Source organism: Paenibacillus tyrphae (assembly GCF_000722545.1).
Lineage (GTDB): Bacteria > Bacillota > Bacilli > Paenibacillales > NBRC-103111 > Paenibacillus_G > Paenibacillus_G tyrfis.
The window spans coordinates 145,235-168,427 of record NZ_JNVM01000021.1 but is presented as its reverse complement, the minus strand read 5'-3'; the positions used below and the strand labels follow the sequence as shown (position 1 = coordinate 168,427).

The following is a 23,193-nucleotide window of genomic DNA, read 5'->3' as shown; positions in this document are numbered from 1 at the left end:
TCGATATTATCCCATACAGGAGGCCTCACCCGTGAAAATCGAAACGACCGACTACCAAATCGCCCCGCTTCACGAGCAAGAAAAAGTCATCGATATCATTCAACAGACGGAAGCGCGGCTGGCCGAATTGACCGGTGGTCCGATTACGCTGATTGCCTATTCTAAGACGGAAGGAGAGAAGAAATTGTGACCGGCAAGGAAGAAGAGGCGCGGTATCCCCACGATCCGACCATCGCCCCGGGCATGAATACGCACGATCCTTTGGAGGAAAAGGCGACGGAGGAAGAAGTACGGCGCGGAGACGCCACTCTCGTCTCCCGTTTGTACTTGGACCGGACTCCCGAGGACTAGAGCAGCGACAAAAAACAGCCCGTCCGGAGCGTTAATCATCTCCAGACGGGCTGCCGTTGTGTAGGCGGTGAAAGCGGAAGCCCTCCGATCAGTCGTCATTCTCATCGTTGTGCTTATCGCGGTTTTTCGCTTTTTCCTTCTCTTTTTCTTTCTCCTTATTCTTGCCTTTGCCATGCTCTTTGTCCGCTCCATGGCCGTTAGGCTCCGGCTTCCCGGCCTGTACGGGCGGCGTTCGGACAACTTTGGCGTCGTCTTTCCACTTCACGTCGATCTTCCAATCCGGCGAATCGTCCTTTAGCTTGAATTGCGCCGCCAAGCGCTGCTTAAGCGCCTTCTCCCAAGCGTCTTTCTCCGAAGGCAGCCCCTGCATTAGCAGTAGAAGCAATTGCTCCGCCTGCGCTCCATTCAGATGAACCACCGCACGATCCTTAGTTTGGATATAAACGTCGGCCTCATCGCCCTTGTCCGTCTGCTCCTGCTTTACCTTCAAAGCCAGCTCCCGGCTTTTCAGCTCCAACGACAGCCGCTCCCAAGGCCAGCTCCCGTTTACCGCCGGCTTAGCCGGTTCCGCGGCAGCCTGACGGTCAGCCGGAGCCGAAGTCGAAGCCGCAGGCGTATGCGCCGGACCAGTCGGCGGCACGGGGGCCGTGCTGCCGGAAGTCGCAGGCGCAGCTGGACCTTGCGATGCGCCCAAGCCTTGCGTCGCCGCCGAGTTCGGCTCGGGGGCCGGCGTGGCCGAGCTTTGCGGCGCAGCGGCTTGTTCGGGTGCCGCCGCCTTAATGTAGGCGGCTTGATTTTTGCTGTTCAATATAATTTCCAGCGAATCGCCCGGCTTCAAATCCGTGATCGCCGCTTTTTGCAAATTGCGGTATACCCACACGTCCGCAGTCAGCGGGTAAGTTTTTTCCGTTCCGTCGTAAGACACTTTGATTTGTTTGTTGCCGTCCGTCAAGCCGACGAGCTGCCCTTTGGCTTCTGTCGATATTTCAGCCGATACGGGCGCATCGCCCACCCAAGTGACGCCATAAATCAGCCCGCCCAAAAGTGCGGCTGCAATCACCCATACGACTGTTTTTTTAAGTTTCCCCATCGTTTCTCTCTCCCTGTGACAGGCATCGAAAGCTTCCGCCCGTAGTTTCCGAACAGAGTTCGTTATAGGGTTCGGACTTTTATGCCATTTTCAGGGGATGCGGATCGAACTAGGCCTTCAGACTGGGTCCCAACGGTTGGCATACGCTTGCAGCCGGGGATGCGTGACCGGGCTTCCCTCCTCGCTCACGAACCAGCGGATTTTTTTGATCCACGTCTCGAACGATTCGTAGCCTGCGAGGAGCTCGGCTGTCGTCCCGGTCACCCAAACGAAATGGGGAGCGGCATATTTCTCTTCCAAAAATCGGAAGGCGGTGTCCGCCGGAGTGTACTTTTTGCGCTTGCCCTCGAACGATTCGACGACATAATCGACCTTCGTATCCGAAGCCGCAAGCAGCGTCTCCAGCGCCTCAACCCTTCGGTGGTAAGGAGCTACGGAACGACGTTTCTCCATGCGCCGGACCGTCTCCTCGTGCAGCGGGTAGAACACCGCCTTGGCGATGCCGCGCCCGCTCGCCAGCGCAAGAACGCGTGCAAGCTCCTGCTCCGTGTAGTTCTCGAACGCATCGTAAACCCACAAGCTTCCGCGATTCGTATCGCGCCCATTCGGCGGCTCGTACCCGAACGGAACTTGGCTCGTCTGTCTTGCCATCCGGCATCCTCCTCTCGTCGCTTGCAGAAATGATATTTCGCTTAGTATGCCTTTCGGAAAAAGAGAATATTTTCCGGGCTGGCTGCGCACGTTAAGCATGAACTGACGTTATTTAAACTTATCCCGAAAGGAGGAAATGGCATGTCGGAAAATAAAAAGCACGATGGCAATTACGAAAGCACGGCTTCGATGGAAGCCGAAAATCAAGATATGGAATTCGTGAACGATACGCTCAATCAAGTGAAAACAACGGTCAATCAGATCGGAGCCGACCAGAAGGAGAAGGAGTAATCCGACTCCCGGGGCCGCTAGCCGTCTACGGCAAGCCAAGCCTCCCGCACAGGCTGCCAGGCTTCCAGCTTGGCCACTTGTGACATAGCCCGCGCTGGACTCGACGACGGCAGCAGCTTATAGCTCTTGCCGTCGTCTGCGGCCCCCTTCATGACCTGCCGGCGGTACAGGTCGGCCGCCGTGCTGCCATTGAAGAAGACATTGCGGATGCCCGGATACGCCGCGTAGAACCCCGCAAAGTCGTTCGCCTCCGGACGGCGGATCGCCGTGTCGAGACTGCCTTCGCGCTCGCACGCCGCAAGCACGTCCCACAGCGCTACGCCACGGGATAACGCAAAGCGGAGCCGCTCCTCGTATGCCGCAGCCGGCTCCCCGCCGTCCAGCAGCGCGTAGAGAAGCGGCCAAAAGCCGTTGCGCGGATGGCCGTAATACTGCTGCGCCCGCAGGGACGCCTCCCCCGGCATCGATCCGAGAATCAGCAGCCGGCAGCGCTCATCCGCGACCGGCGGCAAGCCGATCAAGCGGGGACGTTCCTTATCTGCCGCCATCGATGCATCGCCTCTCGTTTGATTCGTTTCACATCCAAGCAGCCTCATTGTAGCACAACCGTCCCGTACAAACACACAGCGAAGCCAAAAGAAAAACCGCAGGACGCGGTTATACTTTGAACCGTCCTGCGGTTTGCTGAAGCTCGTCCGCCGCCTGACGAAGCTGTTCGGCTTCCCCCGACGCCTGACCTGCAAGGTCGAGCTGACCGGCTGAGGCAGTAGCCGCCCGCAGCGTCTGCTCCGAGGCGCTGCCTGCGATGCGGGCCATCTCCTCGATGCCGGCCGTTACCTCCTCGGTGCCGGCGGACAGCTGCTCGGAAGCGGCCGATATCTCCTGGATTTGCGCCGTGATGCCCTGCGCCATCGCCAAGATCCGCTCGAATGCCGCACCGGCCTGCTCGACTTCCCCGACGCCTTTCTCCACCTCGCGGCCGCCCTGCGCCATCGCGGTTACCGCCGAAGCCATAGAGGCTTGTATATCTTCGATCTGGTCCTGAATGCGCTGCGCCGACGCCTCGGACTGCTCGGCCAATTTGCGTACCTCGCCAGCGACGACCGCAAAGCCCCGGCCGTGCTCTCCGGCCCGGGCCGCTTCGATAGCCGCGTTCAACGCGAGCAGACCCGTCTGGGACGCAATGCCGGATATGGCCCCGGCCATCTCCTGCACTGACTGCATGCGGCCTTCCAGCTCCCTGATCGCTTGGCCGACCTGCTGCGCCGACTGGCTCATCGTTGCCATCTGCTCCATGGCTCCAACCGAGGTGCGGTTGCCCGCTTCGGCTTCCTGCACCATCGCGAGCGACGCCTCCGTGACGTGGGCCGACGCCTCGGCGATGCGCTGAATGCCGGCTGCCATCTCCTCCATCGCCTTGGCGCTTTCCTCGGCGCTGACGGCCTGGCTTTCGGCGCCCGCCGCCAGTTCGTCCAGCGTATGCGCAATCGCCTCCGAAGCTTCGCGGGACTGTACGGCATGCGCCGCGAGCTGGTGCGAGCCGTCCGTTACCCGAAGGGAGAGGGCATGCATCCCGATCATCATCTGCTGCAAATGGGCAATAAACCGGTTGATCTCCCCGGAAAGCCGACCCATCTCGTCCTTGCCTCTTACGGCAAGGCGGTAAGTCAAGTCCGCTTCCTGCGAGTTGAGATTGGCCGTCGCATTCAACACCGCCTGAAGCTTACGGGCGACGGAAAACTTCGACAGCACGAATAACAGGCCAAGCACAACAAGCAGCACGATCAGAAGCTCTGCGGCGACCGTGAGCTGCTGCTGCGCGATCAGGGCGTCCGATTTTTCCTTATTGAGCGCAACGCGAACCGCCCCCCAATGCTTGCCCTCGAAGAATAGCGGGTAAGACATATCCCACGTCTCGACGACCCGTCCTTCCACGCTTCGCGGGTATTTTTGCAGCAGCACATCGGAAGTGTCCTTGTACGTCGCGGCCGCATAGCCCGTCGGGTCGTTGAATACGCGATTGCCCCGGTATTTCTGGCTAAGCCGCCCCTCCGCTCCCCAGCGATCCTTCGAAGACTCGCCTTGCGGGCTGTAGCTGCCGTTGTGCGTCGCGATGAAGCCGACCGCGTCTGGATTCGCCGAATAGGCGATCGGAACGGCGAACACGATCTGCGGGTCGGTCAAAAATCCGTCGACCAGCGCCTGCCACCGCTCGTCCGTATAAGCGCCGTAAGCGCTGGTATATTTCAGTTCGTATTGCGCGAGCGGGATGTCTTGACCGTCGAATCGTTTCTGCTTCGCCGAAGCGTATTCCTTATCCTTCGACCGCTTCTCCGCTTCCTCGCGGCTCGCGGCGATCGGCTCCAGCCGGTCGTCGAACAACCGGGTCCGCAGCTCCTCGCCGGACAGCTTCGTGCCGTCTTGCAGCGTTACTCCGGTACGCAGATCCGACTCGGTTAGGCTCTGCAAGCTTTTGGATAACGATATGGCCATCGTTCGCCCCTTGTCGAATAACGAAGCTTCCGCGTGACTGCGAATGATGCTGCTTTGATAAGCGAACACCACACCCATTAAGAGCAGGAGCACCAGGCTGCTGTACACCATAAATCGGCCCGTTAACGAATGAAGTGGATTTCTCATGATACTAGCACCTCGGGTTCTAATTTTGTCCAATTCGTGGATGGATGAATGTTCCAATTGAACATTAACATCCATTGTACTACGGAACATAGGTGAAAAGTTTCACAAAAACCGAAGAAGTTTTGTCGAATTTTAGGACAAATGAATGAAAAAGGACAAAAAAAGAGAGCAAATCCACTTATGTCATGGAACTCCCTCTCTTTTTAAAATTATGATTTCAGCCACGGGTTCAGCTTGTCCTGCAGCGCCCGTTCCAAATAAGGCTCCGCCTGCAGGAAGTTCCGGAATCCTTGGTACTCCTCCGCCAGCTTGGCCCGTTCAGCGGGTTTCGGCGGCTGGACGCTGCGAACCGCCCGGATTAAAATATTTTTCGGCGTATGCTCCAGGTCGATGAATTCGAGCAGCTGCGTCTTGTAGCCGACCAGCTCGAGCAGCTTCGCCCGGATCGCATCCGTAGCCAGCGCGGAAAACCGCTCCTTCAAAATGCCGTGCTGCAGCAGTGGGCCGAGCACGTCGCTGTGCACCTGCCGGAACAGCTCATGCTGGCAGCAAGGCACGGACAAGATGACCGAAGCGCCCCAGCGAACCGCTTTCTCCAGCGCCGCATCGGTCGCCGTATCGCAAGCGTGCAGCGTCACGACCATATCGACCTGCTGCAGCTCGTCATACTTGGCGATGTCGCCGACAAGGAACCGCAACCCGCCATAGTCGAGCTTCTCCGCAAGCGCGCTGCAGTGCCGGATCACATCCTCCTTGAGATCGAGGCCGACGACGCGCAGGTCGAAGCCCTGCATCTCCTTCAGAAAATAATACATCGCAAACGTCAAATACGATTTGCCGCAGCCAAAATCGACGATGGTCAGCGTCCGGTCCTTCGGCAAATGCGGCAAAATATCGGCGATCATTTCGACAAACCGGTTGATTTGGCGGAACTTGTCGTATTTCGGGGCCAGCACCTTCCCCTGGGCGTTCATAATTCCAAGCTCAATCAGAAAAGGAACGGGCACGCCTTCCTCCAGCATGTAGTTCTTTTTCCGGTTGTGGGCAGGCGCTCCGCCTACCGCTTGCTTGATCGGCGGCTTGCGAAGGATGCCGATCTTGCCTTTCTTGCTGATCAGCACCTGATAGTCCGCTTCGCCCGTTTGCAGCAGCCCCTGTCGGAACTGCTCGGCTAACAGCACGTTCAGCTTCTCCTCCGCCGCTTCCGGCACCAAATTGTCATGCAGCACCTTCGGGCCGCAGAAGGAGCTGAATTGATAGTGCAAAGCCCCTTTAAGCTGCACGGGCTTCACCGTCACCTTCGTGCACCCGTCCGGATCACTGCGCCGCACCTGGCTCAGCGTCGCTTGGATCAGCGTCCCTTCCTGAAACAATCGGCCCGTTAATTCCGTCAATTCCTGCTCTTGCATCCCGCTTCACGTTCTCCAATCCGTTAGTTCATGATTTGAAATTCCGGTACAAACCGGATGATCTTGTCGTCGTCCTTCTGCGGCTGCCCGCGGCCGGTCGCCTTGGACGTACGTATGATAGGCATACCTATAGCCGTTGCGTGCAAATTGCGGATCGAGCGCGAAGCTAAGCAGCCCCGCTTCCCCCTGCTTGTACAAACTGCCATCCGCCGCAAAATCGATTTCCCACGGCACGGCCAATCCTGCAGCTGCGATTTCCTGCTTGTAAGGAAAGGCGGCCTGGGACGCTTCGCCCGCAGACGGGGCGGAAGGTGCCGTGCCCGAGGCAGGGGCCGCCTACCGTTCCTCCTCGCAGCCGGCAAGCAGCAGCGCAAGGAGCAGTCCCGCTGCGGTACGCGAAATCGCTCGTTTCATATGGGCCGGAGCCTCCATCCCTTTTCATCCCATTATACCCAAACGACGCAAGGAAAAGCGACATGTCCGAGCCATTTTTCATTCCTGCTGCTTTATTTATTGTGGAACCACGCGACAAGCAATGCGGCAAAAGCAATGAGGATATTGATCCAGCCGGGGTAGAGCTGCTTGTTGGCCAACCGCTCTTGTTCGATTCGTTCAATGCGTTCGTCACGGGCACGAAGCAGCTCGTTCATTTCAACACGGGATATATAGTTCCCATGCCACTTGTCCAGCTTTTCTTCCATGCGCGTGACGGCGTCTTCGATATTCTCGAGCCGGGTTTCAACCTTCATCAACCGTTCCCCGTCTTTATACGGATTCGCATTCATTGTTTTTGTCACTCCTTTGCTGGGCAGCCCGCGAGCGGTCTGCCGACTGGGTTCCGCTCTACAGTATATGCGACAAGCCTCCCCGCCGAAGCGACGATTACACAACGGCGGTGTGCAATCAGGCGGTACTGACAAAAAAAGGCATGGCTTCCTGCGCTATCCGCAAGTCGCCATGCCCCCGGTCCGAGACGCTATTTTCCCAAAAACGATTCCAGCATCCAAACGTGCTTCTCCAGCTCGCTGTGGATCGCAAGCAGCATGTCGCCGGTCGTCTCGTCGTCCGCCGCTTCGGCAATCGCCATCCCTTCCTTCAGCTCCCCGATCAGCGTTCCGAAGTCGTTGGCGATGGAGCGGACCATCTGCTCGGCATTCTCGCTGCCGGAAGCTTCGTGCAGGGTCGTTTTCTCCAAAATTTCCTTCATGGTGGCAACTGGCTGTCCCTTGAGCGCTAGCAGCCGCTCGGCCAAATTGTCCACGTGAAGGGCCGCCTCGTTATACAGCTCTTCGAATTTCGCATGCAGGGTGAAAAATTGCGGCCCCTTCACATACCAATGGTAGTTATGAAGCTTGATGAACAGCAGGCTCCAGTTCGCTATCTGGGTATTCAGCACTTCTGTTAAGCTTTTGGACATGGGTCGTTCCTCCTTGGATCGCGTTTTTTTCCAGCTTATCCCTAGTTAATATGAAAAACTGAAGCCGCTTTTATACATCGCACCGATGGAATCGGCTAGGGGCCGTTCTCGGCGACGGGCTCAGGCGGTACCCCAAACCGGACATAGAAGGCCGTGCCCTCCGGGCCGGTCTGCCACGTCAGCTTGGCTCCGTGCCGGGCGGCGATACTGAAGCAGACCGCCAGACCGAGCCCCGTCCCCCGCTCCTTCGTCGTAAAGAACGGCGTCCCGACCTTGGCCAGCACGTCCTTGTCCATGCCGTGGCCCTGGTCGCTGACCTCCAGCACGACCTCCGACTCTTCCGTATAGGTGGCGATTTCGAGCCGTCCTCCGGCGTCCATCGCTTCGAGCCCGTTCAGCGCGAGATTCAATACCATCTGCCGGATCTCCTTCTCGTCGAGCTCCAGCTCGGGACACGATTCGAGCCGCAGATGAAGCTGCTTATCGGCCAGCGTCGCCTCCGCTTGAATGAGCGGACCGATAGCCTCGATCACCTGAGCCAGATTTTGCGGGCGGCGGTCGGTGGTCTTGTTTTTGGCCAGCGCCAGAAACTCGCTGATAATCCCGTTGGCGCGGTTCAGCTCCTCCACCATAACGTCGATAATGTCCTTGGGCGGAAGGGTTTTCTTCGCGCGCATGAGCTGGAGAAAGCCGCGGACGGTTGTCATCGGATTGCGGATTTCATGCGCGATGCCTGCAGCCATCTCCCCGATCATATGCAGCCGGTCCAGCCGCGCAATCTCCCGCTCCAGCGCCACCCGGTCCGTAATATCCGTAATGACCGCCAGCACGCACGGCACATCCGGCGTCTCAATGATCTCCGTGGACAACAGCCCCGTCCGCCGTTCGCCCGCCTTGGTCACATACTGCACCTTCACATCCGTCACCGTATCGGCGAAATCCACGGGGGCCGTCTCGACCAGCCCTTCGTCCGAGACGAGCGTCATCTGCAGATTGGCAGTCCCCGACGTCATTTCTTCATACGTGTATCCCGTATGCTTCATCCAGCTCTCGTTGACGTCGAGATACGTCCGGTCGCTTAACGATTGAATCGCCATCAAGCAAGGCGTTGCCTGAAAAATCGTATAAAACCGCTCCTGCGATTCCCGGGCATCCTGCTCCATGCGCCGCCGCTCGTTCGTATCCTGAATATATAAGCTGATGCCGAGCGACGACGGGAAAGCCCTCACCTCGACCCAGCTTTCCGTCAGGTTCGAATAAAATTCCGCCCGCTGCGGCGCTTGCTCCAAGGCTGCGCGCAGAAACAAATCATAGCACTTCGAGCGTTCCACCGGCGCATAATCCCAGAATGGCCGGCCCAGCGCCTGCTCCTTCACGATGCGGAGGCGCTGCTCGGCCGAACGGTTCATGTAGACGATCGCCCCGTCATGGTCGAGCGCGTAAAACGCGTCCGTGATGCTTTCCAAAATATCGTTGATCCGATCGTACGACCGCAGCAGCTGCTCGGTTACCTGATGCCGGCGCCGGATTTCCGCCTGAAGCCTTCCGTTGGCTTCGCGCAGCGCATACGTGCGCTGCTCTACGGCTTGCTCCATGCGAATATACTGCATTTTGCGCTCGGTCACGTCGCGAACCGAGCAGACGTAAATCGGCCGGTCGCCGATACAGGCGCTTCCGATCTGCAGCTCGGCAGGGAACGTCCCGCCGCTGCGGCGCACGGCCGTAACGTCCGTCGCTTCCCTCGTGCCGCAGTCCGGCAGCAGGGAGCCGCCTTCCCCCGAGCCGAACAGCCGCTCGGTGTACGGCACGACCAACCACACGGGCTTCCCGATCAGCTCCTCCGGACCGTACCTGAACAGCGCCCGGACGGCGGGATTGGCCGACAGAATCGTTCCCTCCTCATCGACAGTCAAGAAAGCATCGGTCGACGTTTCGCTGATGGCCCGAGCCATCGCTTCCATCCGTCGAAGCTTGTCCGTATTGTCCAGAAGCCGGGCATGCGCCTGCTCCAGGTCGATCGTGCGCCGGGTGATCAGCTCCTTTTGCGCCTTAAGCTGCTCCCGATCCCGGTAGATGCCTGCGAACTGCTTGACCTTTACTTTTAATATAACCGGCTGCACCGGCTTGAATATAAAATCGATCGCTCCGATTTCATAGCCTCGTACCATATGCTCCGTCGCTTGACTGAGCGCCGTAACGAAGATGACGGGAATCGACCTGTACCGCTCTTGGGATTTCAGCATGCGAACGGTTTCAAAGCCGTTCATTCCCGGCATTTCAATATCCATCAGAATCAAGGCGAAAGATTCCTGCATCACTTGCCGCAGCGCTTCCTCTCCGGAATTGGCGGTGGCGATGCGATAATCGGGAGATTGCAGTATGGAAGACATAGCGAGCAAATGTTCCGGCCGATCGTCGACAATCAGTATATTTACTTGCGGTTCAGCCATATGTATACTCTCCTAGGGTCCGGTTATTATCCTATATCCTTACATTTTTCGCTAACCGGACATTCTTCTCCTGCTTGCCGCAATGAAAAAAAGAAGCCCGTTTCCCGAGGGAACGGACAGAGTGTTGAAAAAGTGGGCAAATGGGCCTATAGAGGTGTACGAGGGGGTGGGGTATCTACTTCCGTATGTTTTTCTATTTTATAAAAGCCAACTTTCTCAACAAGTTCCCCGTTTCCCGAAGAAACGGACTTCTTGGCCAAGTATTCGCTTAAATATAACGCGAGATGAGGTCATGCAGCTGCCCGGCAACGATTGTCGAGCCCCGGCGCAGCTCGCTGCCCGGGATGGTCAAGCGGACGAGGCTTTCGTCCAGCCCCAGTTGTTCTTCGAGTTTTCCCTTAAAGCCCCGGGCGCGGCGGTCGATCTGTAGAAACAGCTCCAGATCGTCTCCTCTCGGGAAGTAGAGTACTTCCAGCTCTTCGAGCGCGCCGTGGAAATTCGTCGTCGGTACGTACTCGAACTCCTGTACGAACGGCAGCTGCCCGCCCAAGTTTGGCGAGTAGTCGTTGGAAATTTCACGCAGACGGAAGCCGAGCTCATTCAGCGCCTCCATCACGGTAGCCACGTTCGGGCCGGCAACGATGTCGATCTGGTCCCGGTCCCTCGGATCGATCGCCATGTCGATATCGAGTCCCGTTTCCAGCCAGACCGGCGTGTTTTGCAGCGACAGCGGGGCGTTTTCCGGGATCTCCAGCGTAAATGCGACCTCCCGCCCCTCGCCTTGCCGCAGCAGGAAGCCGTCGGTGATGTGGTATTTGGCGATCTCCGCGGTATGGGTCATTTTCTTATCGTTTTCTTCCTTCAAGTACTCCGTCTTCAAATACATATAGATGCTTTCGATCTGCTGATCCAATTGACCGCCTTGAATATGTATGACTCCGCTAATCGTCTCTCCCGGTGAAACCCGCGGATGATCCAGCCTCGTATCCACCTTCGCCGAACCGATTCCTACACTTGCAAGCACTTTCTTAAAAATGGACATCGTCTTTTGCCTCCTGCCTCTAGTACGCCAAAGTTTGTCTGTAGCTCTGCGGGTTCAATACGCGGCGCAGTGCCGGGCGGTTTCGCCTGGAACGCCATGCCGGCGAAGCTTGATTAAATCTTTATCTTTTAAGCAAACGGTAGCCTTTCCGCACCGCATTCAGCACGAAGCCGGGAACCGGGACGCACCGCAAGGGCGGAAGGTAAAACCGGTCGTACGCTTTCTTCAGATCGTCCCACATCCCGCACGGCTCCGGCTTCAAAAAGTCCGACACGTCGACCACGACGCCGCGGCCGTCCCGCATCATGACGTTTTTGCCATGAACGTCATGCGGGCGAAGCCCTTTGCTTACCGCATAGGCAAGCGCTTCGTCAATATCGTCGATCACCTGCCGGGAGATCGGGATGCCCTTCCGGATGCAATCGTACAGCGTGATGCCGTTCAACCGCCGGAGCATCAGGTAACCGTCGCCATAGTACAGGCACTCCGAATAGGCCGGATGCCGCCCCAGACGGCGATACACTTCGGCCTCCTCTTCCAGCCCCGGCCGGCCCGGCGCATACACCTTCACCACAACCTCCGGGAAATCCGGGTGCGCGACAACCGCCGCATAGTTGCCCGCACCCATCAACCGCCAAGGGACCGGCACACGGTATACGGCAATCGGATCGTGCGGCTGCTCGCTCTTGATGTGCAGCTCCGGCAGCAGGCGGCGCTCGATCTGCGCGATGAACGGGTAGCGCTCATCCCAAGCGTCCTCGCCTACCGTCGTCCAATGGTTATCCGCCATAAAAGTCAGCCGGTCTGCCCTTCACGCCCGGCTTAACGCGGAACAAACCGCCGGCATGCGGCTGCTGCGCCAGCTGTTCCTCGCTCAGCCCGGTCCGGGCCGTCGTAATGTACAGCTCGTCCCAGTCCGGACCGCCGAACGCGCAGGAGGTCGTCTGCGCAGCCAGGACGCGGACGAAGCCGAGCCTTTCGCCGGTCTGCGGATTCCAGCGGGACACCCGCCAGCCGCCCCACTGGGCAACCCACAGCATCCCTTCACGATCGACGGTCATGCCGTCGGGAATGCCCTCGCCTTCCGGAATCGTGACGACCGTGCGCCGATTCGAGATCGCTCCTGCTACAGGGTCGTAGTCGTAGGCGACGACCTGCTTGGTAGGCGAGTCGATGTAATACATCGTGCGCCCGTCGGGGCTCCAGCCGAGCCCGTTGGAGCAGATCACGCCATCAATCGCTTTCCGCAGCGACCCGTCAGGCTCCAGGCAATACAGCGCGCCCGTCGGGCCGCTGCTCTTGCGGTTCATCGTCCCCGCCCAGAAACGTCCGGCTTCGTCGCACTTACCGTCGTTAAACCGGTTTTCCGGCAGCCCCACTTCCGGGTCGGCGAGCTTCGTCAGCCGCTCGGTTGCGATATCGAGCAGATGGAATCCATGCTCCAACGCGAGCACCAGACCGTCGCCCTCCGCTCTCGGCACCGCAGCCCCGATCCGCTGGTCAAGCTGAATCGAACGGTTCGTTCCTTGTACCGGATCATAGTGATGAATCCGCATTCCCTCGATATCGACCCACAGCAGTCGGCCACTGCGGTGATCCCATACCGGCCCTTCGCCCAGCGCCGCCTTCCCGTCCAAAATCAATTCCGCCGTTAGCTGCCACGGTTCCAATTGCAGCCCTCCTCTTCCTCGCGTGCCTAAAGCACGTACCATATGCTTCCATTGTAGCACAAAGGAAAAGCCAAAAGCGATGCGGCCGCCAGGCTTGGCAACGGTGCCGCAGGCAGGATTCACGCTGCATCGAGCCGAAAAAAAGACCCGTCGATCCCCTCCATAGTGGAGGGACTAACGAGTCTTGACACTTGCTTTGAGCGTTATTCTTCTTCCATCGGCCGCAAGCTTTGCAGAGCCGATTGGTCTTCGGCAAGCTGCGCGTCCGCTTGTTCTACAGCAGGCTTATTCTTGTCATGCCCGGCTTGGGCGATCGAACGCTCGGCTTTTTCCACGGCCGTTTCGGCCTGCTCGATCATTTGGGCGGACGGATGGCTCTGCGCTTGGGTTACGGCGTTATGCGCCTTTTCCACCGAATTTTGCGCTTGCGAGACCGGGTTTTGCGATTGCAGGCTGGAATCGTATTCGTAACGGGTCATTTTTGGTCATCCTTTCCACATACAGGGTTGCTGTTAATGTGGGAAGAAACCGCCGTTTTTATTCGTTCGGGATGGGCGGGAGCCGCCGATATTTCCGGGGCAGGCTAGCCAAGCATTCTTCCGGTCCGAATGGCGGTAGCATAATCGTCGCGGCCGTTCTGCCGCGCAGCCGCAGCGGCCCGGTGCCAATCGTAAGCGACTTGCACGTGCTCCACGACCCACGAACCGTTCATGCGCCGGATGGCCGCATACCTCGCATGGGGAGACCCGGCTTCCATGACATGCGGATACGGGGCCTCTTCCTCGTAAGCCGGAAGGCCGACGCTGCCCGGGTTCACGATCGTTTTGCCGTCGGACAGCCGGACCATTCTGCTCACATGGGTATGCCCGCAGTAGATCCATGAGGCGGCAACCGGTTGAAGCTCCAGGCTTAAACGCTCCGCGTCTTTGTCCTTGACCCCGTGCTCGGTAACTTCCTCGATCAAATAATGCTCGTCCGAAAAAGGAGTTCCATGGCAGAACAGCATGTCCTCTAACGTCCACGTGGCGGAGAACGTTCCGATCCACCGTTCGATCTCCTCCGTCAGCAGCGGCTTCACATGCCGGAACGTCAGCGAATCGGCCTCCGACTCCAGCAGAATCCGGTCGCAGTTGCCCATGATATGGACGGCATTTTCCAGATTCATAAGCCGCTGCGCCGTCTGCACCGGATCGACCGGGCCGAACAAGCTGTCGCCCAAATTGACGATCCGGTGAAGCTTCCGCGCCTCTATATCCTCCAATACGGCATCAAGGGCGTAAATATTGCTGTGAATATCCGAAATTACGGCAATCGAGTCAGTCATCCCGGACCTCCCGTCTCAATGATCCAAGACCGCTTCGCCAAAGCGGCGTTGCGGTCCATGTCCCGGATTATACCCGCAATTCCTCGTGGCGTATAGCCGATTTCTCAACCTGGATCGTCGCATGATGGATATTAAAGCGCTCCGCCATCAGTCGGATTGCCTGCTGCAGCACCTCTTGGCTGTCCCGATCGTCCTCGATCTGGATGTGACAGCTGAACGAATCGAGGCCCGACGTAATCGTCCAGATGTGAAGGTCGTGCACGTCCACCACGCCGTCGATGCTCTCCAGCTCCCCCTTCACTTCCTCCTGGCTCACGCCGGCCGGCGTTCCTTCCATCAGCACGTGAACGGTATGGGAGATCACGCCCCAAGCGCCCTTAAGAATCAGCAGCGCAACGAGCACGCTGATAATCGGATCGGCGATATACCAGCCAAAGGCCAGCATCACCAGCCCCGCGATAATGGCGCCGACGGAGCCGAGCGCGTCCCCGAGCACGTGGAGATAAGCGCTGCGCAGGTTGACGTTATTCTTCACGTCGCCCTTCCGCATGAGTGCCCACGCGCTGATCAGGTTGGCGAGCAGTCCTACGGAGGCGATCAGCATCATCGAGCCGCTGGCGACTTCCGGCGGGTTGAAGAAGCGGCCGTACGCTTCCCATATAATAAAGCCGGCGATGAGAAACAGCGAAATGCCGTTGAATAACGCCGCCAAAATCTCAAAGCGGTAAAAGCCGTACGTTTTGGCCGGGGAAGCCGGTCTTGCAGCGAAGCTGAGCGCGATCAAGCTGAGCGCGAGAGAACTGGCATCGCTAAGCATATGCCCGGAATCCGATAGCAGCGCCAAGCTGTTCGTGGCGAGCCCCCCGAAAAACTCCAGCAGCAAAATACCCGCCGTAATGGATAAAGCGATGATCAGGCCCTTTTTGTTCCCTTCCCGGGCATGATCGTGATGGTGATGCCCGTGGCCGTGATGATGGTGACCGTGACCATCGCCGTGGTCGTGCTTATGAGCTGCTGCTCCGCTATGCGCATGAGCGCTATGGTTATGACTGTGCATAGGTCGTCCCTCCCAAGATACGGGCGATCCGCTGCGGCGTTTCGACCGTACATTTTATATATGAATATATGTTCATATATTATTATGCATCATCACATACACCCTGTCAATCCTATCCATGAGATTTTTTACACGCTATCTCGCTCCATGATGTCAGTATGACCATTTCGATGCCGGTTTAAGAGGATCGTGCGGTTTTGACGAAACCGTGAAACCGACCGCGTGGAAAATTCACACGGTTTCGTGTTCCACGTTCATGTGCGAGACGAACAAGGTGAACCTGACCGTGCATCGCGCGAAATGAGGCGAATCCGGCAATCCCCTTCGACCCATCGGAGCTTTCCTGTCGGCCCAAGGGAATTTTTTTCGATTTGCCGTCGATTGCCGTCAATTCCGGGCGGTGAACTGTTAAGTTTCTACAAAAAAATGCAGAAGCTCGCACAATCCTCTTGCCTGAAATTCCCTTTTTACAGTACACTCAACACAAAGTTACGCTGGAAATCCGGGGGTGCGCATGTACAAAATCATGATTGTGGACGACGAAGCGATCGTACGCGAGGGCATCAAGGAGCATATCGATTGGAACGGGCTGGGTTTTGAGCTCGTCGGCGATTATGCGAGCGGCCGGGAAGCGTGGGAAGCGATAGAGCAGGTCAGACCGGACCTCGTGCTGTCGGATATTTGCATGCCCTTTATGGACGGGCTGGAGCTGACGCGGCTGATCCGGACCCGGTACCCTTTCGTGAAGGTGATCATCCTGACCGGCTTCGACGATTTCGATTATGCGCAGCAAGCGCTGCGGCTCAAAGCTTACGACTTTATTTTGAAACCGATTACAGCGGCCGATCTTCGCGCGCTGCTGACGAAAGTGAAAGGCGAGCTCGACGAGGAAACCCGCCAGCGGGAAGATTTGACGCGGCTGCATATACAATTGAATCAAAGTCTGCCCCTGCTGAAGGAACGCTTTCTTGAACGATGGGCAACAACCGCCATGGGGGATGCGGAAATCCGGGAGCGGCTTCACTATTTCGGACTTCACGAGCCCCTGCCCGACTATGTGGCGATGGTCGTCGATATCGACGATTTCGGCGGCAGCGGACACCTGCCCTCCGATCGGGATCAGGAGCTGCTTCGCTTCGCCGTGTACAATATGGTGCAGGAAATCGTGGGCCAGGAGAACGGAATCGCCTTTCGCACCCGCGAGGAGCGCGTCGTGGCTATCATATCCGGGCTAGCGGCAATGCCTCTGTACGAGCTCGCATACCAGCTCGCCGAAACGATCCGGCAGTTCGTTGAGAAATATTTGAATTTGACCGTAAGCTTGGGCGTCGGACGCGTATGCGGCTCGCTGGAGCAGCTTCCCCACGCTTACAAAAGCGCCCTGTCCGCGCTCGAATACCGGCTGCTGCTCGGCAAAAACCAAGTGATCGGTATTGTCGATATGGAGGGACAACCGCCCGCAGCTCCGGACAACGGCGCGGAATGGAACCGGCTGCTTGCCTCCGCCGTGAAAACCGGCACAACCGCAGACGTTCACCGCTTGATCGAGCAGCTGGTTGCCCACTTGAAAACGTCCCGGATGCCGATCGAAGCGTGCTATTGGCAGATCCAGTCGGTGATCGTCACGCTGATGAATACGGTCCGGGAGCTCGGAGCGGACGAACCGCGCGCAGCCGTAGGTGAGCGCAATTGGCTGACGGACGTGTACCGGTTCAAGACGCTGGACGAAATCCAGGACTGGCTGAAGCACATTTTAAGCCTGGCGCTGGATCAAATCTCCGAGCAGCGGAATCGCCTGACGCATATGCAGGTGCTGCGGGCCACCGAGTATATCCGCGAGCACTACGCGAACGAGAAGCTCTCCCTGCAGGAGCTGTGCCGGCATACGCTCATGAGCACCAGCTATTTTAGCACCATGTTCAAGCAGCAGCTCGGCGAAACGTTCGTCGAATATTTGACGCGGGTGCGCATCGACAAGGCGAAGGAGCTGCTGCTGCACACCCCGCTCAAGTCCTATGAGATTGCGGCGCAGGTCGGCTATGCCGATCCGAACTATTTCAGCCTGATCTTCAAGAAGCACTCTGGCCTCACGCCGACGGAATACCGGGACAACGCGGCGGCCAAGGAGACCCGCCGATGAAGCCTGTGCTCCGCCTGCCGTCGCCCTTGTTCCAATTCAAGAGCATCCGCTCCAGCATCGCCGCGGCTTTTTCCTGCTTGATTCTCGTCTCCGTCGGCATCACCAGCTTCATTTCCTACCGGCTATCCGCCGACGCCGTGGAAAAAAATTCACAGGCCTACCTCTCGGAAGTCATGAAGCAGGTCGGCGCCAACATTCAGTCCTACTTCACGAATATGGAGAACATTTCCACTCTGGCCCTAACGAACAAAGACGTCAAATATTTTATCTCCAACACGGTGTTCATCAGCGAGGCCGACCGCCGGGTATACGAGAAGCGCATTTCGGACATGTTCCAATCGATTCTGTACACCCGCAAAGACATCGCCTCCATCATGGTGTTCGGCTACAACGGCAAATTCGTGTCGGACCGGCGCAGCACCAGCCTCAATCCGAACGCAAAGCCGGAAGAGCAGCTCTGGTACAAGCAGGCGAAGCAGGAAGGCGGCAAGCCGGTCGTCTCCTCCTCCCACGTTCAGCATGTGATCCAGAACGAATACCGCTGGGTCGTCTCCCTCAGCCGGGAGTTGAAAAGCACCGACGGGATCGCGGGAGAAGGCATTTTTCTCGTCGATCTCAACTTGAGCGTCATCAGCGAAATCTGCAGCCAGGTCAACCTCGGCAAGCGGGGCTACGTGTTCATTGTCGACAACGGCGGCAACATCGTCTACCACCCGCAGCAGCAGCTTATTTACAGCAACCTGAAAAGCGAGCTGATCGACAAGGTGATGCATACGGACAGCTTCGTCGCGTACGACGGTGACGAATCGCGGATCTATTCGGTCCACGATACGAAATTCGGCTGGAAAATCGTCGGTGTCGCCTACACGGACGAGCTCGTCACCAACAAGCACACGATTCAAAGCTCGTTCCTGCTGCTGGCTGTCTTCGGGCTGGCGATCACCCTGCTGCTGTCGTTCGTGCTCTCGCACCGGTTTTCCAAGCCGATCAAGAACCTTCAGGATAAGATGAAGCAGGTGGAAAAAGGCAACTTCGACATTCGCGCGGAGATCGAGCAGGAGAACGAGATCGGCCAGCTCGGGCGTACGTTCAACCTGATGGTTGGCCACACGAAGGAGCTGATGAGCGAAATCATCCGCAACGAAGAAACGAAGCGCAAAAGCGAGCTCAAGGTGCTCCAGGCGCAGATCAACCCGCATTTTCTGTACAATACGCTCGATTCGATCATCTGGATGGCGGAAGGCAAGAAGCACGAGGAAGTCGTGCTTATGACCTCCGCACTCGCCAAGCTGTTCCGCGCCAGCATCAACAAAAGCGACGAGCTCGTACCCATCTTCATCGAAATCGAGCATATCCGCAGCTATCTGCTGATCCAGAAAATGAGGTACAAAGAAAAGCTGGATTACCGGATCGACGTCTCCCAAGACATTATGGCCTGCAAAACGATCAAAATTTTGCTCCAGCCCTTCGTCGAAAACGCCATCTATCACGGGATCAAAAACAAACCGGGGTGCGGGCTCATCACCATCGCCAGCGAAGAGAAAGACGGCAAAATCGTGTTCACCATCGAGGACAACGGCCTCGGCATGACGCCGGAACAGCTGCGGCACATTCTGGTGCCGAAGACGGGAACGGAACGCGGCACGGGCGTAGGCATTGCCAACGTTCACGAACGGATTCAGCTTTATTTCGGGACGAGCTACGGCGTGAGCTTCGACAGCGAACCGGAAAAGGGCACCCGGGTCACGCTGACGATCCCGAGAAGCGAGTAGGAAAGGAGCAGCCGATGCAGACGCATAAAAAAATCGTGTGGATGCTGGTGCCCCTCTTGGCCTTGGGCACCTATACCGCCATCCTGCTCCAGTCCGTCCGAACCGAAAGCGGCAAGGACAAGAGCATTATCGTCATTATGAAAAGCAACGATATCCGCACGGAATTTTGGCAGACGGTCCGGGCCGGGGCGAAGACGGCCGCCAAAGAGTTTCAAGCGAAGGCGGACATTCGCGGCCCCTTGCAGGAAACCGACGTGCACGAGCAGATCGGCCTCGTGGAGCAAGCGATTGCGGAGAAGCCGCAAGCAATCGTGCTGGCCCCCGCCGACAACGACCTGCTCGTTCCTGTGGCGGAGAAGGTCCGCCAAGCCGGAATCAAGCTGGTCGTGATCGATTCGCCGTTGGACGGCAATCCCGGCGACAGCTTTATCGCCAGCAACAATCTGGATGCGGGCAGAAAAGCCGGACGGGCGCTGGCCTCCATGACCAATGGCCGGCCCGCCGTGGCGGTCCTTAGCGACAAGGGCGGCTCACCCACCGCCACAGACCGGGAAACCGGCATTCGGGAGGCGCTCGCCACCGACCCGCCGGCGGTTGTCGTCGGCACGCGGTATGCTGCGAATCAGGAGGAGCTGGCCTACCAAGCGACCAAGCTGCTGTTGGCCGACCACCCGGAGATTAACGGCATGATCTGCTTGAACGAGACGGCTACCTTGGGAGCTGCCAAAGCGATCAAGGAACTGAACAAAAGCGCCTCGGTCAAGCTCGTCGGCTTCGGCGCTTCGATCTATGAGATCAAGTTGCTGGAGGAAGGCACGCTGCATGCGACGCTGGTCCAGAAGCCTTTTAACATCGGATATTTGGGCGTGAAGGCAGCCGTGGAGCTCATCGACGGAACAAAAGCGAACCCGCGCGACAACATCGATTCGACGGTCGTCACCAAGGAGAACATGTACGATCCGGAAAATCAAAAGCTGCTCTTCCCTTTTGTGGAAAGGTAAGGAAGCCCTGCCCCGGCTCGGGCGATCAATCCAAGAATCGAGGTGGACCGAATGAACCGACGGAAGCCCGCCGCAGCAGCCTTGTCGGCCACGCTGCTGCTGATGATGCCGCTGTCCGGCTGCGGGATCGACTCTTCCCCTTCTCCTGCAATGGCGGAGCAGAAGGCGTTGATCCAGTTCCTGGCCGCAGAGTACAGCACGGATACGCGGCCGCTGCTGGAGAGCATCGTGAAAGATTTCGAAGCGAAGTATCCGAACATTGACGTCGAGCTGCAGGTGGCGAATTGGGACATCCTCGACGGCGTCTATACGACCATGATCAGCAAGAATCAGCCGCCGGACCTGCTGAATACGAATGTGTACGCTCATTTTGCCAAGGACGGCCTGCTCAACGACTGGAACGATATCCTATCCCCGGAGCTGAAGGCGAACCTTCTTCCAAAGTTTCTGCAAATGGATTATTGGAACGGCGCCCAATACGCGATCCCTTATCTCACCACCGTCCGCAACCTGTATTACAACAAGGACATTTTTGACGAAATCGGGCTGACCGAGGCGCCAAAAACGTGGTCTGAGCTGGTCGAGACGGCGCGGAAAATCAAGCAGACGGGCAAAGCCGAAGGCTTCGGCGTGGACTTGACGGACAACGAAAGCCAAGCTTACTTGTCCTATTTCTTCTTCGGAGCGGGCGGAGGCTGGATGAAGGACGGGCAGTGGACGATCAATTCGCCGGAAAACGTCGAAGGGCTGACCTTTCTAAAGTCGCTCTACGACCAAGGGCTGACTGATGCCGAACCGACTGTCACAACGCGCGACGAGAAGCACCGCATTCTCGGAAACGGAAAGCTCGGGACGATGATTTCGGGCAATTACTTCCCATCCGTCGTTCCCAGAGAATTCCCCGGTCTGAAATGGGGGATCGGACCGATGCCCGTCAAGGACGGAACCCCGCCCATCTCCTTCGGCGTGCAGGATGTGCTGGTGTCCTTCAAGACAGATCATACGAACAAAGAGGCGCTCTCCAAATTCATCAGCTTTCTGTACGATGATGCGCGCTACGAGAACCTGATTCTGCGCGAAGGCTTCCTGCCGGTGACCAAATCCGTAGGGGACAAGCTTGCGGCCAAGGACAAGAACGTAAAAGACAGCCTCGAAGCGCTGCAGACGGCCCAATTTTATCCGGTCAACCACCCTGCCTGGCAGAAGGTCATGGACGGAACGCGAAAGATGGGCCAAGCCGTCCTGATCGACCACATGTCGCCCCAAGCCGCCCTCGATCAGCTTCAGCAGATCGCCCTCACGAAAAGCCGCGAGTAACGTGAGTAAAAAAATAAAGAACTCTTGGAAGATATTCAATGGAGCTTTCGCACCAAACCTCCTAAGATAAGGTTACGCAATCAAGATGTGCCTTAGAGATCAACTTTTAGGAGGGTTCGAAAGATGAGAAAAGCACTAACCAAAGGCGCGGCCTTGGGCATGGCCTCCCTGCTTTGCGCGCTTTCGCTGGCGGGCTGCGGGGCCGCTCCGGCGGCTAAACCGGCCGACACGGCCAAGCCAGGCGAAGCCGCCAAGCCCGCCGACGGAGCGAAGCCTGCGGACGGCGCCAAACCGGCGGACGGCGCCAAAATCGCAGGCGACTTCGAGATCCAATACTTCGTCGGCGGCTACGGCGACAGCTGGTGGAAAGAAGTGATCGGCGAGTTCCAGAAGAAGTACCCGGACCTGAAAATCAAGCAATCCGCCGGCTCGCAAATCAACGACCAAATGAAGCCGCGCTGGATTCAAGGCAATCCGCCCGACGTCGTCTATATCGACGGAGCCGGATCGAACGAAGCCCAGATGGTCAAGGACGACCAGCTCATGGACATCTCCGACTGGGTGAAAACCGCGAAGAACGTCGACGGCGACAAGCTGACGGACCAATTGATCGCCCCTCCTCAAGATTTCAACGGTAAAAATTATACGATCCCGCTCGTCTTCGGCTCCTGGGGAACGTTCTACGACGAAGCGCTGTTCAAGAAGAACGGCTGGACCGTGCCGACCGATTGGGACAGCTTCCTCGCCACCAGCGAGAAGATCAAAGCCTCCGGCATCAATCCTTACATCCATACCGGCAAATACCCGTACTACATCGTCGGCGGACTGGTCAACTCAGGCTTCGTGTCCGAGAACGGCGACAACCCGCAAATTTTGAAGGATCAGGAAGCGGCGAAGGAAAAAGCGTTCAAGAACGACGCCGTCGCCAAAACGCTGCAAAAGCTGGTCGATATGCGGGATAAGGGGTATTTTGACAACGCCTCCTTCGGCATCAACCACACCGATTCGCAAATGCTGTTCCTTCAGCGCAAAGACGCCATGCTTCCGAACGGGCTGTGGCTGGAGAACGAAATGAAGAAGGACGTTCCGGCCGACTTCAAATTCGGCTTCATTCCTTCCGTCATGCAGAAGCCGGGCGGCAAAAACATTGTCATTCCTTACACGAATAACATCGCCATTGCGAAGAAAGCGAAAAACCCGGAAGCGGCCAAGGCGTTCGTGCAGTTCATTTTCACGAAGAAAGCGGCCACTCGCTGGGCAGAGCAGACCGGAGCCATCATGAACGTGAAGGCCGATCTGGAAGCGACAAACGCCAGCGGCGTCGTGAAAGCGGCCATGAAATACTTCAACAGCAGCAACACCATCGTCGCCCCCGTATTCAAGCTGAACGCCGACTTGGAGCAGGCCGAGAGCGACGCTACGATTGCCCTGCTGCAAAAGAAAATTACGCCGGACGAATGGATGGACCGCATGGAGAAAGCCGCCGCTAAAGCCAGAGGAAGCAAATAGCGTCTCGACCCGGGAACGATCGGCAGGACCCTTCCTGCCGATTTGTTTCTTCCAATCCCAAG

Annotated in this window: 23 protein-coding genes; 8 read left to right on the top strand and 15 right to left on the bottom strand. The window is 57.7% G+C overall.

Going from position 1 to position 23,193, the window contains the following annotated elements; all coding sequences use genetic code 11:
- Positions 1 to 31 precede the first annotated feature (31 nt).
- Complete coding sequence (locus tag ET33_RS39345; RefSeq protein ID WP_167336447.1) at positions 32 to 190, top strand: hypothetical protein; 159 nt, start codon at positions 32 to 34, stop codon at positions 188 to 190.
- The gene (locus tag ET33_RS39340) at positions 187 to 351 is read left to right on the top strand and encodes a hypothetical protein (protein WP_167336444.1); all 165 of its coding nucleotides are present in this window, start codon (positions 187 to 189) and stop codon (positions 349 to 351) included. The genes ET33_RS39345 and ET33_RS39340 overlap by 4 nt, the downstream gene beginning before the upstream one ends.
- A gap of 88 nt (positions 352 to 439) precedes the next feature.
- Here ET33_RS39340 and ET33_RS24770 read toward each other — a convergent pair whose 3' ends face one another.
- Positions 440 to 1,441, bottom strand: a complete 1,002-nt coding sequence (locus ET33_RS24770) for a hypothetical protein (protein ID WP_036688256.1) — start codon at positions 1,439 to 1,441, stop codon at positions 440 to 442.
- A 117-nt stretch (positions 1,442 to 1,558) separates the two neighbouring features.
- The gene (locus ET33_RS24765) at positions 1,559 to 2,092 is read right to left on the bottom strand and encodes a hypothetical protein (RefSeq protein ID WP_036688254.1); all 534 of its coding nucleotides are present in this window, start codon (positions 2,090 to 2,092) and stop codon (positions 1,559 to 1,561) included.
- A 141-nt stretch (positions 2,093 to 2,233) separates the two neighbouring features.
- Here ET33_RS24765 and ET33_RS39335 point away from each other — a divergent pair, with 141 nt between their 5' ends.
- On the top strand, positions 2,234 to 2,383 hold the full coding sequence (locus tag ET33_RS39335) for a hypothetical protein (RefSeq protein ID WP_010500181.1): 150 nt from the start codon (positions 2,234 to 2,236) through the stop codon (positions 2,381 to 2,383).
- 17 nt (positions 2,384 to 2,400) lie between these two features.
- On the opposite strand, the gene ET33_RS24760 is transcribed toward ET33_RS39335, so the two are convergent.
- The 13 genes from ET33_RS24760 to ET33_RS24695 form a co-directional block, all read right to left on the bottom strand.
- Positions 2,401 to 2,931, bottom strand: coding sequence for a DNA-deoxyinosine glycosylase (locus tag ET33_RS24760; protein WP_036688252.1), 531 nt, complete (start codon positions 2,929 to 2,931; stop codon positions 2,401 to 2,403).
- 109 nt (positions 2,932 to 3,040) lie between these two features.
- Positions 3,041 to 5,023, bottom strand: a complete 1,983-nt coding sequence (locus ET33_RS24755) for a methyl-accepting chemotaxis protein (RefSeq protein ID WP_036688250.1) — start codon at positions 5,021 to 5,023, stop codon at positions 3,041 to 3,043.
- 209 nt (positions 5,024 to 5,232) lie between these two features.
- The gene (locus ET33_RS24750) at positions 5,233 to 6,432 is read right to left on the bottom strand and encodes a class I SAM-dependent methyltransferase (protein WP_036688248.1); all 1,200 of its coding nucleotides are present in this window, start codon (positions 6,430 to 6,432) and stop codon (positions 5,233 to 5,235) included.
- Positions 6,433 to 6,438: 6 nt separating this feature from the next.
- The gene (locus tag ET33_RS24745; protein ID WP_152570696.1) at positions 6,439 to 6,666 is read right to left on the bottom strand and encodes a hypothetical protein; all 228 of its coding nucleotides are present in this window, start codon (positions 6,664 to 6,666) and stop codon (positions 6,439 to 6,441) included.
- A 272-nt stretch (positions 6,667 to 6,938) separates the two neighbouring features.
- On the bottom strand, positions 6,939 to 7,217 hold the full coding sequence (locus ET33_RS24740; protein ID WP_036688244.1) for a nucleotide exchange factor GrpE: 279 nt from the start codon (positions 7,215 to 7,217) through the stop codon (positions 6,939 to 6,941).
- 191 nt (positions 7,218 to 7,408) lie between these two features.
- Positions 7,409 to 7,849, bottom strand: coding sequence for a Dps family protein (locus tag ET33_RS24735; protein ID WP_036688242.1), 441 nt, complete (start codon positions 7,847 to 7,849; stop codon positions 7,409 to 7,411).
- A 95-nt stretch (positions 7,850 to 7,944) separates the two neighbouring features.
- Positions 7,945 to 10,299: a PAS domain S-box protein gene (locus ET33_RS36650; protein WP_051775575.1), complete on the bottom strand. Its 2,355-nt coding sequence runs from the start codon at positions 10,297 to 10,299 to the stop codon at positions 7,945 to 7,947.
- 268 nt (positions 10,300 to 10,567) lie between these two features.
- Positions 10,568 to 11,341 (bottom strand): sporulation protein, encoded by a 774-nt coding sequence (locus ET33_RS24720; protein WP_036688240.1) that lies wholly within the window; start codon positions 11,339 to 11,341, stop codon positions 10,568 to 10,570.
- A 121-nt stretch (positions 11,342 to 11,462) separates the two neighbouring features.
- Positions 11,463 to 12,131, bottom strand: coding sequence for a serine/threonine-protein kinase (locus ET33_RS24715; RefSeq protein WP_036688238.1), 669 nt, complete (start codon positions 12,129 to 12,131; stop codon positions 11,463 to 11,465).
- Positions 12,121 to 13,011 carry an SMP-30/gluconolactonase/LRE family protein gene (locus ET33_RS24710; RefSeq protein ID WP_036688236.1) on the bottom strand — a complete coding sequence of 297 codons (891 nt, stop codon included), beginning with the start codon at positions 13,009 to 13,011 and terminating at the stop codon, positions 12,121 to 12,123. The genes ET33_RS24715 and ET33_RS24710 overlap by 11 nt, the downstream gene beginning before the upstream one ends.
- Before the next feature lie 203 nt (positions 13,012 to 13,214).
- Entirely contained in the window at positions 13,215 to 13,490 is a 276-nt protein-coding gene (locus ET33_RS24705) for a hypothetical protein (protein ID WP_036688233.1), read from the bottom strand.
- A gap of 104 nt (positions 13,491 to 13,594) precedes the next feature.
- Positions 13,595 to 14,335 carry a metallophosphoesterase family protein gene (locus tag ET33_RS24700; RefSeq protein WP_036688230.1) on the bottom strand — a complete coding sequence of 247 codons (741 nt, stop codon included), beginning with the start codon at positions 14,333 to 14,335 and terminating at the stop codon, positions 13,595 to 13,597.
- A gap of 67 nt (positions 14,336 to 14,402) precedes the next feature.
- A complete protein-coding gene (locus tag ET33_RS24695; protein WP_036688227.1) occupies positions 14,403 to 15,392 on the bottom strand; it encodes a cation diffusion facilitator family transporter in 990 nt (329 codons plus the stop codon).
- A 514-nt stretch (positions 15,393 to 15,906) separates the two neighbouring features.
- Between ET33_RS24695 and ET33_RS24690 the strand changes: the two genes are divergently transcribed.
- The 5 genes from ET33_RS24690 (at position 15,907) to ET33_RS24670 (ending at position 23,131) form a co-directional block, all read left to right on the top strand.
- Positions 15,907 to 17,532, top strand: a complete 1,626-nt coding sequence (locus tag ET33_RS24690) for a response regulator transcription factor (protein ID WP_036688223.1) — start codon at positions 15,907 to 15,909, stop codon at positions 17,530 to 17,532.
- A complete protein-coding gene (locus ET33_RS24685) occupies positions 17,529 to 19,304 on the top strand; it encodes a cache domain-containing sensor histidine kinase (RefSeq protein ID WP_036688220.1) in 1,776 nt (591 codons plus the stop codon). The genes ET33_RS24690 and ET33_RS24685 overlap by 4 nt, the downstream gene beginning before the upstream one ends.
- Before the next feature lie 14 nt (positions 19,305 to 19,318).
- A complete protein-coding gene (locus tag ET33_RS24680; RefSeq protein ID WP_036688215.1) occupies positions 19,319 to 20,305 on the top strand; it encodes a substrate-binding domain-containing protein in 987 nt (328 codons plus the stop codon).
- Positions 20,306 to 20,356: 51 nt separating this feature from the next.
- Positions 20,357 to 21,622, top strand: coding sequence for an extracellular solute-binding protein (locus ET33_RS24675; protein WP_036688210.1), 1,266 nt, complete (start codon positions 20,357 to 20,359; stop codon positions 21,620 to 21,622).
- 123 nt (positions 21,623 to 21,745) lie between these two features.
- Entirely contained in the window at positions 21,746 to 23,131 is a 1,386-nt protein-coding gene (locus ET33_RS24670; RefSeq protein WP_036688206.1) for an extracellular solute-binding protein, read from the top strand.
- Positions 23,132 to 23,193: the final 62 nt, after the last annotated feature.

Excerpts from the sequence above, each read along its gene's own strand:
- ET33_RS24770 (WP_036688256.1), bottom strand. The coding sequence starts at position 1,441 with ATGGGGAAACTTAAAAAAACAGTCGTATGGGTGATTGCAGCCGCACTT.
- ET33_RS24765 (WP_036688254.1), bottom strand. The coding sequence starts at position 2,092 with ATGGCAAGACAGACGAGCCAAGTTCCGTTCGGGTACGAGCCGCCGAAT.
- ET33_RS39335 (WP_010500181.1), top strand. The coding sequence starts at position 2,234 with ATGTCGGAAAATAAAAAGCACGATGGCAATTACGAAAGCACGGCTTCG.
- ET33_RS24760 (WP_036688252.1), bottom strand. The coding sequence starts at position 2,931 with ATGGCGGCAGATAAGGAACGTCCCCGCTTGATCGGCTTGCCGCCGGTC.
- ET33_RS24755 (WP_036688250.1), bottom strand. The coding sequence starts at position 5,023 with ATGAGAAATCCACTTCATTCGTTAACGGGCCGATTTATGGTGTACAGC.
- ET33_RS24750 (WP_036688248.1), bottom strand. The coding sequence starts at position 6,432 with ATGCAAGAGCAGGAATTGACGGAATTAACGGGCCGATTGTTTCAGGAA.
- ET33_RS24740 (WP_036688244.1), bottom strand. The coding sequence starts at position 7,217 with ATGAATGCGAATCCGTATAAAGACGGGGAACGGTTGATGAAGGTTGAA.
- ET33_RS24735 (WP_036688242.1), bottom strand. The coding sequence starts at position 7,849 with ATGTCCAAAAGCTTAACAGAAGTGCTGAATACCCAGATAGCGAACTGG.
- ET33_RS36650 (WP_051775575.1), bottom strand. The coding sequence starts at position 10,299 with ATGGCTGAACCGCAAGTAAATATACTGATTGTCGACGATCGGCCGGAA.
- ET33_RS24720 (WP_036688240.1), bottom strand. The coding sequence starts at position 11,341 with ATGTCCATTTTTAAGAAAGTGCTTGCAAGTGTAGGAATCGGTTCGGCG.
- ET33_RS24715 (WP_036688238.1), bottom strand. The coding sequence starts at position 12,131 with ATGGCGGATAACCATTGGACGACGGTAGGCGAGGACGCTTGGGATGAG.
- ET33_RS24705 (WP_036688233.1), bottom strand. The coding sequence starts at position 13,490 with ATGACCCGTTACGAATACGATTCCAGCCTGCAATCGCAAAACCCGGTC.
- ET33_RS24700 (WP_036688230.1), bottom strand. The coding sequence starts at position 14,335 with ATGACTGACTCGATTGCCGTAATTTCGGATATTCACAGCAATATTTAC.
- ET33_RS24695 (WP_036688227.1), bottom strand. The coding sequence starts at position 15,392 with ATGCACAGTCATAACCATAGCGCTCATGCGCATAGCGGAGCAGCAGCT.
- ET33_RS24690 (WP_036688223.1), top strand. The coding sequence starts at position 15,907 with ATGTACAAAATCATGATTGTGGACGACGAAGCGATCGTACGCGAGGGC.
- ET33_RS24685 (WP_036688220.1), top strand. The coding sequence starts at position 17,529 with ATGAAGCCTGTGCTCCGCCTGCCGTCGCCCTTGTTCCAATTCAAGAGC.
- ET33_RS24680 (WP_036688215.1), top strand. The coding sequence starts at position 19,319 with ATGCAGACGCATAAAAAAATCGTGTGGATGCTGGTGCCCCTCTTGGCC.
- ET33_RS24675 (WP_036688210.1), top strand. The coding sequence starts at position 20,357 with ATGAACCGACGGAAGCCCGCCGCAGCAGCCTTGTCGGCCACGCTGCTG.
- ET33_RS24670 (WP_036688206.1), top strand. The coding sequence starts at position 21,746 with ATGAGAAAAGCACTAACCAAAGGCGCGGCCTTGGGCATGGCCTCCCTG.